4 protein-coding genes are annotated in these 13,362 nt (G+C 48.3%); all 4 read left to right on the top strand.

The genetic code is table 11. The features are described 5' to 3' along the window. Window positions 1-26 precede the first annotated feature (26 nt). Complete coding sequence (locus CIL02_RS03815) at window positions 27-3,767, top strand: hypothetical protein (protein WP_094399226.1); 3,741 nt, start codon at window positions 27-29, stop codon at window positions 3,765-3,767. 394 nt (window positions 3,768-4,161) lie between these two features. After that, a complete protein-coding gene (locus tag CIL02_RS03810; RefSeq protein WP_094399224.1) occupies window positions 4,162-8,232 on the top strand; it encodes an ATP-binding protein in 4,071 nt (1,356 codons plus the stop codon). A 179-nt stretch (window positions 8,233-8,411) separates the two neighbouring features. Further along, window positions 8,412-11,075: a glycosyl hydrolase gene (locus CIL02_RS03805; protein WP_170935007.1), complete on the top strand. Its 2,664-nt coding sequence runs from the start codon at window positions 8,412-8,414 to the stop codon at window positions 11,073-11,075. A 10-nt stretch (window positions 11,076-11,085) separates the two neighbouring features. After that, on the top strand, window positions 11,086-13,362 hold a 2,277-nt coding region (locus CIL02_RS03800; protein ID WP_141210119.1), incomplete at its 3' end, for a carbohydrate binding domain-containing protein.

The raw sequence follows: 13,362 nt of genomic DNA, 5'->3' as shown, positions 1-13,362 counted from the left end.
CCTGGCATAATCACAAACAGAAGTATATGAATACATCAATAATCAAACAGGTTAAGAACGGCAGGCTCGCCATGCTCCTGCTCCTTCTTACCACTGTGCTGACGTCTTTCGCACAGACCGTTAAGGTGTCTATGGAAGACTTCGATATTGCACCAGGCGAACAGAGGGTGGTGGACATTAATGTCACCAACGATGTTCCTTATGGTACTGACCTCGGAGGAGATATCTACCTGCCAGCAGGACTGAAAATCGTTCCGAATGAGGATGGTGACTATCTCACCCGAAACATGACGCGTTGTACGTCAAGTCATGCTCTGACTGCTGCTACAAAAGCGGAGAACTCCAGTCTGATAGAGGGACAGATAAGGTTCTCGTTGGTTAGCCAGTCTGGTAAGACTCTGAAGGGCAACGAGGGTGCTGTGGTATCATTTACCGTAGAGGCTACAGACGAACTGGCTGAGGACTCTAAGATAACCCTTAAGGATGCCTTTATTACAAATACATCCGCCAGCAACGTAGTTGCCGATTGTGAGGCAAACGTGCATAATTCCAATTATGTAAGACCTGTACTCACATTGTCTGCCCAGGATTTCGAGCTGACTCCTACCAAGCAGCTGAACCTTTCGTTTGCCTTTGCAACCAACAGAGAGGTAAGCGCATTGCAGGCTGACATTACATTGCCAGCTGGACTTGAATTCGTGGAGAACGAAGATGGTGAGTATGCTACATTCAACATGTCGCGCCTGACCTCCTCGCATACTCCAAGCACAACTCTTAACGGAAACAAGCTTAATATTATCCTTAGCTCTACCAAGAGCAGTAACCTGAAGGGTGAGGATGGTGAGCTGTTTTTCGTTACTCTTAAGGCTACTGGTGACCTTGCTGCCGAGTCAGCCATAACGGTAGACCGCATCATTGCCTCAACAAGTGCTGGAACCCGTATGAACATCGAGGCTATTCAGGTAAATGTGTCCAACCTTGATGTGGCTGCTAAGGCTGTCATTGATGAGGCTGTCGCAGGACTGAAGACATCGTTGGAGCAGGTAAAGGCCGACTTGGCTACATACGCAGATGGTGTGCAGGCTATGTTCAACGATAAGGTTGAGGAGGCTGGCAACTCTATCGAAAACATTGAGACAGCTATATCAACAGATGTGGCAAATGGTGATGTTGCTGCTAATGCAGAGACTCGCAATGCAGAGATTGCTGCCCTTGCTGAGGTAATCGCACAGATTGCCGATGATGCCAAAACAGCACAGGAAAACAGCCTGTCTAACGATGGACAGTATCAGAATGACCTTACTGCCATTGCTGATGTCCAGGCATCACTTAATGAAGCTACGACTACAGTAGCTGGTTATGACGAGAGCGTACAGGCTGCTTTCGCAGAGACACTTTCTGCTTTGCAGGAGTCTGTAACAGATCTGACAACTACTGCTGAGGCTTCACATAATAATGGTACATCCGTAGCAGATGCTGCTGCTTTGCAGGAGAGCATTGCTGCTGTTGTAGCTAACATAGAGAAACTTCTTGCTGACGCAGCTGCTGCCCAGCAGGAGTACGAGGAAGAGGTTGCGAAGGCCGCAGCCAATGAGGAACAGCACACCGCTGACCTTGCTGCCATAGCAGAGGTTCAAACCAAGCTTGATGCAGCCAAGACCACTGTTGAAGGTTATGCTGAGAGCGTACAGGGTGCATTTGCTGAGACCGTAACCACTTTGGAGACATCTGTTGCAGGTCTGACAACTACTGCTGACGCTTCATATAATAATGGTACATCTGTAGCAGACGCTACTGCTTTGCAGGAAAGCATTGCTGCTGTTATAGCTGACATAGAGAAACTTCTTGCTGACGCAGCTGCTGCCCAGCAGGCTTTCGAGGCTAATGAGGCACAGCACACCGCTGACCTTGCTGCCATAGCAGAGGTGCAGACCAAACTTGATGAGGTTCTGAAAACCATCGACGGTTACAGCCAGTCTGTACAGGATGCAATGGCTGAGGCTGAAGCTGCCACACAGACAAGCATTGACGATTTGACGGCTGCTGCTGAGGCTTCTTACGCTGCCGGTACATCTGTTGCCGACAAGGAGACCTTCGATGCTGCCATAGCCGCACTGAATACTCAGATTGCCAACCTTGCCGCAGCTGCTGAGGCTGCCCAGAATGGATATGATGCCAACGAGTTGCAGTACAAGAATGACCTTGCTGCCATAGCAGAGGTGCAGACTAAGCTTGAAACAGCCACGACTACAGTTGCTGGTTATGCTGAGAGCGTACAGGGTGCATTTGCTGAGACCGTAACCACTTTGGAGGCATCTGTCGCAGCTCTGACAACTACTGCTGAGACTTCATATAATAATGGTACATCTGTGGCAGATGCTGCCGCTTTGCAGGAGAGCATTGCTGCTGTTGTAGCTGACATAGAGAAACTTCTTACTGATGCCGCTGCTGCCCAGCAGGCTTATGAGGCCAATGAAGCACAGCATATAGCTGACCTTGCAGCCATAGCAGAGGTGCAGACCAAGCTGGATGAGGTTCTCGCGATTATCGATGGTTACAGCCAGTCTGTACAGGATGCAATGGCAGGGGCTGAGGCTGCCACACAGACAAGCATTGATGAACTGAAGGTTGCTGCTGAGGCATCATACGCTGCTGGTACATCTGTTGCCGATAAGGAGACGTTCGATCCTGCCGTAGCCGCACTGAATACTCAGATTGCCAACCTTGCCGCAGCTGCTGAGGCTGCCCAAAATGGCGTTGATGCCAATGATGCTCAGTATAAGGCTGACCTTGAGGCAATAGCCGCTGTACAGGCTTCACTCGATGAGGTTAAGCAGGCTATTGACGGCTATGACGAGCCTGTTCAGCAGGCTGTAGCAGAAGAGGAGGCTGGTGTACAGGAGGCTGTTGGTGCCCTGAAGACTTTGGCTGATGCTTCATACACTGCCGGCACCTCAGTTGCTGATAAGGACAACCTCCAGGAGGAGATTGCTAAGGTTCTGCAGCTTATAGAGAAACTTTCTGCTGATGCTGCCGCTGCCAACGGAAGCTATGCTGAGAATAACGCACAGCACGAGGCTGACCTTGCTGCTATAGAGGCTCTCAAGGAGCACTTCGATGACATGAAGGCTGTCGTTGAGACATACGCTCAGGATGTTCAGGACGAGTTTGCTCAGGACATGACTGCTATACAGGAGTCTATAGACGGACTCGTAGCAGCTGCTGACGCTTCGTTCACTGCTGGAACGGCCGTAGAGGATAAGGAAACCCTGCTTGCAGGCATCGTTGCTGTGACAGAGAATATTGATGCTGTTGCAGCTGAGGCTGAGAAGGTTTGGCAGGCTTATCAGGAGAATGAGGCACAGTACGAGGCTGACCTCGCAATCATTGAGCGCGTACAGAACAAGTTCGATGCTGTTCTAGAGAAGATTGCAGGCTTCGATGAGACCGTAGCTGAGGTAGTAGCTGAGGATATTGAGACTGTTAGAACAGCCATCGACAGACTAAGCTCTACAGCTGAGAAGTCACACGACAATGGTACTTCCGTTGAGGATGCTGACCTCTTGCAGACCATGGCCTACAACGTTGAGGCTCTCATCGCTGCTCTTGACAACAAGGCAGAGCTTGAACAGCAAAAGATTACAACAAGCATAAGTAAAGTTACACAACTTAATAATGGCAACGTAATGTTTGACTTGTCAGGACGACAGGTTAAGCAAGGTAAGGGACTTGTCATCATTGGCAAGAAGAAATACGTTGTAAAGTAATAATAGATTAAGAATGAGCATTAATCAAATGTGGGGAGTCGTGAGATTCCCCACTTTTTTGTAGATGGGCTGCTTGCTGTGAGTACATGTTCAATGTCTTAAAGTGCTGAATGAGGGTAGGTGAGGAGTAAAGGCAAGATAGCTGCGTTGGTGAGAGTAGCTAACAGTTGTTGGTGAGAGTAGCTAACAGTTGTAGGCGAGCGGACTAACTGTTGTTGGTGAGCGGACTAACTGTAGATGGTGGTGCAAGTGCTTGGAAGTGTTATCGGAAATGTCTGATGGGTATAAAAAATAACAGATATCTTGGAGATAAGAAAGAAAAAGCTTAACTTTGTCATCGCGTTTCAAAATATTACTATTAACATAAACAATAGACAATCACACATTATTTAACATGAACCATAGACAATCACACATTATTATATTACTGTTGCTATTACTGTCGTTATGCCATGCAGCAGTGGCTGTTGACAGCGGTCGTTTCGCTTTTCGCAAATTCAATGCCATCGATAAGCTGCCTATTGATGAGGTTCGCTGTATGCATCAGGATCGGCTGGGCTTTGTATGGATAGGAACAAAAAATGGACTTTACCGCTACGATGGCTTTCACATCAAGAGCTTCCGCAATACAGAACACACTCCTTTCCTTCTCCCGTCAGACAACATTACCTACATTACCGATGACAAAGACTGCAATCTCTGGATAGGAACAAAGAATGGACTTTGCTGCATGGATATGCGAACGGGACTGACAAAAACATACCATTTCACCGATTTTGACAATTGTGATGCCGTCAATCGTATACTCGTCATGTCGGATGGAAGAATGTATGTTGGTACTGAGGGCGGACTCTATTCCTATAGTCGAAAGGATGACTCCTTTGAGCTATTGTGCGACCAGCGCGGCAACTCCAAGGTTCCGCACTCGTCGGTGTCTTGTCTCTATGAGGGACGCAATGGCATGTTGTGGGTGGGAACATGGGACAGGGGACTCTACCGTTACGATAAGCGTATCAAGCAATGGTATGAGCTGCCGCCGTTCAACACCCAACATTCTGCTCAATGCGTGTATGAGGATTTGGATGGAACGTTGTGGGTCGGCACATGGGGTAGTGGATTGTACAAGATTTACAATCCCCTTGATACGGGTACCCCTTTGCGGTTTACTAACTTTACGATCGACACGACTGGTGGACAGTTGACGTCAAACATCATTTGGGATATCGAGCATGAGAACGTTACGGGCCTGACATGGATTGGCATGCCAAACGGTCTGGCTATGATCGACAATACCGATGGAACCGATGAAATAATGCTGCTGCCAAAGGCGTGTGAACCTGGCCCAGACTTTTTTGGACAAGGGGCAAACTCTTTTTTCTGCGACAAGAGCGGTCAGCTGTGGATTTGTGGTACCCATAGAGGCATAGTGTCGGCGTCGGTGCGGCAAACACCTTTTACAAAGTGGCAGCTGCCAATAGGCATACTTTACAAAGACTACATTACTTCTTTGGGATTTATTGACAATAGCCATCTACTCGTTGGTCTTCATGGCAAGGGCCTTGTCGTTGCCGATATGAGAGAACAGAACCAATACTCACACATTGATCTTTCGACAAGCGTCAACGCCTTTGCTACTATCGGCAATGACGTCTTTGTGGCTACAGAACGGAAGGGGGTAGTGGTGTTGCGTGATGGTACCATTGCGGAAACATACAACATAGATAACACCCCATGGCTGAATGATAATTGTGTCTACTCGTTGCTTGCTGATAAAAGTGGCAACTTGCTTTTGGGAACTTACAAGGGACTGTCTGTCCGTTATGCCAACGGCAAAGGACTGTACTTCAAGGGTGAGCAACTCGGCAGCCTTCCTACCAGCAAGATTTCCTCTCTTGCCACAGACGGAAAAAGCTACTGGATAGGAACTCTCCAGAATGGTATATTCCACCTGTATGGTAATATTCATAATCCCAAGTCTCTCCGCATCAAGCAGTACGACCATCTTTTTGGCACAAATCTGAAACTCAGCAACGTAAGCAAAATGCTTGTAGACCGCCGCGGCACGGTTTGGGCATGCTCAAAGGAGTCTGGACTTCTCATGTACGACCCCAGCTGTGACGGTTTCGTCAATGCCTGCAAGCGATACGGCCTGCCAGTGGGCGATGTGTGTACCGTAGAGGAGGGCAAGTATGGCAATATCATTGTCGCTATGAGCAACGACCTTGTGTGCATGACTTTCGGCACAGACGGAGAACTTGCGCAGATGAGGCTTTTCTCCCGTCATGATGCGGTTGACGATGACAACTTCTCAGATGGCTGTTCTGCCGTTTCTTCCGATGGAATGGTCTGTTTTGGTGGCTACAATGGTGTCTCGCTGTTTAATGAGAAAGCTTTTGTAGGCAATCGGGGAACAGCAAAGGCTTATATTACTGATGTAAAGGTGTTCAACCTCTCGCTTGCTGTTCCTGGCGACTCTGCCCGTGGGACTGTCAATCAGCTATTGCCGCCCTATGGCAATGAGGTTGTTCTTTCTCCTGACCAGCGTGACGTAACCTTTGAGTTTTCCACACTTAACTTTGAGACTCTTAACGGAGTTCGCTTCTCCTACAAGCTCGATGGCTATGATGACGACTGGTACTATACTGATGCCCATGAGAGCCATGCCGTGTATGGCAATCTGCCACCTGGCAATTACCTGTTTCGGCTGAAGGCCACAGATGTCAACGGACTGTGGAGCCAGTCGGAGACAACGTTGCGGCTTGTCATTCTTTATCCCTGGTATATGCGTTGGTATGCGTGGGTTCTGTATACCGTATTAGCGATAGTGGCTGTGGCTGTTGTGGTGCGCTACTTCCAAAATCGCGACAAGGTCAGGAGAGAGGTTCAGATGGCTCGTTTTGAAAAACAGAACATAGAGGAACTGAACCACAAGAAGCTACAGTTCTTCACAAATATCACTCACGACCTGATGACTCCTCTTACTGTTATTTCAGCTACCGTGAGTACTTTGCTCAATGATGATCCGTCGAAATCGACATCATACAAGATTATCGACAGCAACGTCAACAGGCTTATGAGGTTGCTGCAACAGATACTCGAGTTCAGGAAGTCGGAAACTGGCAATCTGCATCTCCGTGTGTCGTCTGGATCACTTACTGAGTTCTTCAGACGCGAGGTGGAGAGCATTCGTCCACTTACAAATAAGCAGAACCTCCATTTGTCATTGGTGTGTAAGCCCGATGAAATCGTGGGATTTTTTGATTCTGACAAGCTCGATAAAATCATCTACAACCTTATCTCCAATGCGATAAAGTATAATTCCCCTGCGGGATATATACAGGTGACCCTTACCTGCATAGACGATAAGACAGCGGTGTTCACCGTTAAGGACAATGGTGTTGGCATTGCCGCCGACAAGCTGCCACAATTGTTCAAGAGATTTTATGAAGGTGAGCATCGTAAGTTCAAGACCTATGGAACAGGTATCGGACTATCTTTGACCAAAGACCTGGTGGAATTGCACCATGGCTCTATCAGTGTAGAGAGTACAGTCGGCAAGGGCTCAACCTTCACAGTTACGCTCCCTATAGAGCGTAGTGCTTTCCAACCCGATGAAATCGATGATTTCTCCGATATTCCCAGTAGTGATGATGATGCCGATACTCGTCCTTGTGCTGACGAGCCTGTAATGGAAGGTACACGAGCAACCGTTCTTGTGGTAGAGGACAATGAGGATTTGCAGGCAATGTTGTACAAGCTGCTTGCCCAACGCTACAATGTCGTTTCTGCATATAATGGTATTGAGGCACTCGATGTGCTCTCAGAACAACGAATAGATATTGTTCTTACAGATGTTATGATGCCTGTCATGGATGGTGTGGAGTTGACGCGACGTATACATGCTGATGCGTCCATGAGTTTCATTCCTGTTGTCATGCTTACTGCAAAGCGCGATGACGAGGACAGGGCGGAGGCTTACCGCGCTGGTGCGGATGCCTATATCACAAAACCCTTCAATACCTCAGTGCTGTTGGCCCGTATCGACAATCTGATTTCCAACAGGTGTAATGTCGAGAAGGAGATTAATGCCAAATTCTTCGACATACTTAAAGACGTTTCCCTGAGTACGGCAGATGAGCAATTCATCACTATGTGTGTGGAGTGTGTTCAACAGCATCTTGCCGATACGGAGTTCGACCTTGAGGCCTTCTCCAGTGCCATGAATATTTCAAAGTCATCGCTATATAAGAAGCTGCATGCTCTTACCTCGTTGAGTCCTTCGTCCTTCATACGCAACATCAGGATGAAATATGCCTCCGAGCTGCTACGTAAGAATCCCAAAGTGCGAATTGCAGATGTAGCATATGCAGTAGGCTTCAACGACCCCAAGTATTTCTCCTCATGTTTCAAGAAGGAATTCGGGATGTTGCCGTCTGATTATGTCAAGGATGAGTTGGAAAAATAAGTATATTAGGTCGAAAAATCCGTATTTACTTAATAATCTATCTGCATTCTCTTTATTTCTACCTTGGAAACCTGTTGTTTCCCTTATCTTTGCAATTGCGGATGGGCAGAATGATTTCTGGATACAGACATCTTCATTCTTGCCCGTTGCAGTTTAATGTCTAACCAATGAATATTATAATGAAGCATTATCTTTGTATTGTATTGTTTTTGGCTTTATTCAAGTCTTTCTGTATTGGGCGTGAGCAGATAGAGGTGCAGCATGTTACTTCCGACATAGTGTTGGATGACAGTGTTGATTATCATGTGTTGTCTTCCTCCGATGCAATATCTTCTGGTGTAAAGATAGATATTTGCAGTACGGAGTCATGGCTGTTCTTCGACAATATCAAGCCCGATGATTTCCTCTCCCGTTTTTCTTCCTCTGTCACCATCAATGGCGAGCCCCTTAAGGCAGATGTCAATGCCAGGGTATCGCTATACCGTCTTGGTACTGTTGTTACGGCTCACCCTGCAGATTACTGCCCCCTAACCACCTTCACCGATCAGGGCATGAAAGGCGAATCGGACAACTACACCTTATTATATTATTATACAAACTGTCCTCCCGACAGTGCTCCAGCCAATCTCGTCCGTTCCTTGCGTTCTGACAATAGTATCCGCTCGTTCAAGCTAAAGCGCGGATATATGGCTACTTTTGCCACAAATGCCGATGGAATGGGCTATAGCAGGGTGTACATAGCCGACAAGTCCGACCTGGAGATACCGGAGTTGCCTTTGGAACTGGATGGGAAGGTCAGCTTTGTCAGGGTATTCAGATGGCACTACACCTCTAAGAAAGGATGGGCAGGAAGCAAATGGCCGGAAATGCCTGAAGGACTGAAATATGCTCCCGAACAGGCAAGCCTCACAAATTCAACGTGGTATTATAATTGGGGAAGTCATCCTACGATAAATCCGTTAAATGCCCAAAAGAGCTATAATCAGGAGTATGTGCCCGAGAAATGGGGAGCTGGCGGTATGTGGAACGGAGTGTACACCATAGAAGATGCCTGTCATCTCATGGGGTATAACGAGCCCGACCATACCGAGCAGTCAAATGTGTCCGTAGAGAAAGCTATTGAGGAGTGGCCATTGATGATGAAGACCGGCATGAGACTTGGCTCACCAGCAACAACCGATTTCTCTTGGCTCTACAATTTCATGAACCAATGCCGTCAGCGAAACTATCGTGTAGATTATGTTGTCATACATGCCTATTGGGGTGGCTTGTCGGCATCTGAGTGGTACGACAGACTCAAGAATGTGCATGAGCGCACGAAACGCCCTCTGTGGATAAAGGAATGGAACAACGGTGCCAACTGGACCAAGGAGTCGTGGCCTTCGTCGCAGTCAGAGCAATATGCCAAGCAGCTACGCGACCTGACAGATATCGTCAATATGCTAGACACCTGCAGTTTCATCGAACGCTACTCAATATACAACTGGGTTGAGGACAAGCGAATGATTATCGACAAGACAGGCAAGCTGACTCCGGCAGGAGAGTTCTATGCAGGCAATAATGCTCCTTATTTCTATAATCCCGATAACGATGTTGTCATGGACTGGCGTTTCAACGAAGCTCCTGTGCTGATGTACGATTCCATTACGTCTGCAGGCAATCTGGCGTTGAGCTGGACAGATACCAATGGAGAGCAGGTAGGCCATTTCTGCCTGTACGAGGATGGCAATGAGATACTTTCCACAACGGCCAGCAGAGCATTGCTTGACATGCTGCCTGCCAATGATGTCTCGTACACTGTCTCGTCAGTGCCGGAAGATGACAGCAAGAGTGGTCTTTTGTCCAATTCTGTAAAGTTGTCGGTCTCTAATAATAATGCTGCTGACTGGCTCTTTGCCGACGAGATGGTCTTGAGAGAAAAGTGGCAACCACTACTCTTTCGTAATCCTTTGTCCTCGTCTCCACTGGCTTTTGCGGGAGTGGCAACTTATCGCAACAAGCTACCGCTGACAGCCCGTTTGCGCAGGGTTACACCCAAGGCACTTGATGCAAGGTTGCGTACATGGGAATACCAGCTTAATCCCTCTTTCTACAATCCTGACACATTGGCCGTAATGCTTATGCCTGCTGGGAGATACACAGACGGCAGCATGAAGATGGAAGCAAAAACCGTGGAAGGCGTGGACGAGAAATGGAAGAGTGTGGCTTTTGACACATCTTTTGAAGACATTCCTGTAGTGGTATTGTCTGCGCAGGAGAGTTCTTCCGATACCGCTTTTGCAATATGTGTGCGTAATGTCACACGATATGGTTTTGAAGTTCGTCTGAGATATGAAGGCCGATTGCATAAACCTAATCATACAGAAAACTTGGCTTACTTAGCTGTATCGGAAGGTTGCGGAAGTATTTGTGGGCGTAGGATAGAGGTTGGATATACCAATGATGCGTCTGTGGGTAGTAGTCTTACTGAAATGTGTCAGGTCGTAATGAAATCAGAATATGCTGTTCCGCCGATGATTTTTGCTCAGATGGTAACAGAAAACGACACCATTACCTCAACATTGCGACTGCAGAGACGAGGCACATCCAGCTTTACAATATTCAAGGACAGAGAGAAGTCTGTTGCCCATGAACTTGTCAAACCGGAGAAAGTCGGGTGGATAGCAGTAGGGAAACCGGAAGATACTGGCGTCAACCCGATAGTTGCTTCCACGCAGCAGTCAGCCTGTTTATTGTTGTCTGGTAAGAACTTTGATGGATATGTGGCTCCAGAACGTGGGAAGAAATATATAGGAAAGAAAAAAGGAATTAAAAACGATAGTATTAAATTGTTTAACTATTAACTATTCAATCATGAAACGCAATTATCTTAAACTGTTCGTCAGTACCCTGTTGTTGGGGCTGACACATGGTATTGGATATGCGGCTCCATTAGCAAGTGGCAGCAGTGAGTCTGTTGTCGTGAAGTTTGCAGCCAAGAATGGAGCGGCAGCGCGTGGTGCAACATCCACAATGCCTGATAAGCTTGTGTTGGATGGCACGGGTGCCACAGCTACCGTCTTTGTTGAGGCTATAGGCTTGGAGCAGGATATCCAGGTTTCTGCAACGTCCGGCTTTTCTGTTACGCCGGCTATTATCAAGGCAGGAGCGGAATCTGTGGAGGTTGTTGTCACCAACACCTCTTCTCTCAATCGTAATGAGGGTCGTCTCATACTTCGCAGTGGTGATGTAAGAACTTACGTTGAAATGGTGTCTTTTGGAACTCCCCTTGCCGTAAAGGACATCTCCTCAAATCCTGTCTATGCAGGTGGTACTGACGATGCGAAGACCTACGCAGACTTTGCTCCGGGCGCAGAGGGCTATACCCTTGAGTTCAAGGTAAAGGCCGATGACGCTTCCAAGGAGTTCTTCCCGTTTGCTGTCAGCAGCGACAAGGCAGGCTTCAAGGGCTATGTGAAGTCTGAGAGCATGGGCTTGTACAATGGTGCTGATACCTACATCTGCGACGAGGGCATATCCAACCCGTCGAATGGTGGCACGTTCTACAACACCGACGGCCAGTACCATACTTACCGCTATGCCGTTACAGCCGACAAGCGAGTATTCGTCTACCGTGACGGCTTGGCAGTCGATACCTTCCGTGTTGCCGACCTTGCCCTTCAGCCCGATTGGTCTGTGGAGAACGGCGACATGAAGGAGAACCTGATAAAGAACCCCGGCTTCGAGGGTGAGTGGGACTTCTCCAAGAGCCGCAACATCGTTACCCGCATAGAGGGTTGGGACGTATATCCTTACGACCAGTACAACTCCACTCAGGAGATTGTTGCCGAGGAGCGCAGCAACGAGGTTGACCAGAACAACCACGTGTTGTCCATGGACCGCTATATGTGGAACGACGGCTGGTCTGCCGGTGAGGTTTCCCAGATTGTGGACGTTGCTCCCAACGAGACCTATTCGTTCTCAGCCCTTGCCAAGGGTGGCATAAAGAGCGATGGCAGCCGCTTTGGCAGCCTTCGCATACAGGACTTGCAGAATGCGACCAACAAGGTTACCATCCCTGTAACGAGTGACAGCTACCAGACCTACGCCTCTGACTTCACCACTCTTGCCAATACCAAGCAGATACGCATAATCTGCTACATAGAGCGCGACAAGTGGGGTGCATCCATCAGTTCACTTAAGGTCGATGATGTCAAGCTCACTGGCGTTGACCGCAACGTTGCCGCAACTGTAGGTTTCCAGAACAATGGTGCCGATATAGCATACTTCACCTATGACACCACAGGTGCCTATGCTCCTGCCTTCGCCAGCCTGACGGCATCAACAGATTCACTTGTTATCGATGGTACAGGAAACAGCGCGACCTTCACAGTGAGCGGTGCCAATTTGCAGAACGACATACAGGTGTCTGCTACAAGTGGCTTCGAGGTTACACCTTCTGTCATATCAGCCGGTGCCGGTGAGACCACAGTAAGTGTGAAGCTTACCTCATGGCTCAACCGTACCGACGGCAAGGTTATCCTCCGCAGCGGTGATAACCGTGCATACGTATCCCTTGCCGGCAAAGGCACATCCCTTGCCGTAAAGGACATCTCTTCAAATCCTGTCTATGCAGGTGGTACTGACGATGCGAAGACCTACGCAGACTTTGCTCCGGGCGCAGAGGGCTATACCCTTGAGTTCAAGGTAAAGGCCGATGACGCTTCCAAGGAGTTCTTCCCGTTCGCTGTCAGCAGCGACAAGGCAGGCTTCAAGGGCTATGTGAAGTCTGAGAGCATGGGCATGTACAATGGTGCTGATACCTACATCTGCGACGAGGGCATATCCAACCCGTCGAATGGTGGCACGTTCTACAACACCGACGGCCAGTACCATACTTACCGCTATGCCGTAACTCCTGACCGTCGTGTGTTCGTATACCGTGACGGCTTGGCCGTCGATACCTTCCGTGTTGCCGACCTTGCCCTTCAGCCCGATTGGTCAGTAGAGAACGGCGAGATGATGGAGAACCTGATAAAGAACCCCGGCTTCGAGGGTGAGTGGGACTTCTCCAAGAGCCGCAACATCGTTACCCGCATAGAGGGTTGGGACGTATATCCTTACGACCAGTACAACTCCACTCAGGAGATT

Origin of the sequence: Prevotella sp. P3-122 (assembly GCF_002251365.1) — a bacterium.
Lineage (GTDB): Bacteria > Bacteroidota > Bacteroidia > Bacteroidales > Bacteroidaceae > Prevotella.
The sequence above is the reverse complement of the archived record's forward strand: the minus strand, read 5'-3'. Positions and strand labels throughout refer to the sequence as shown.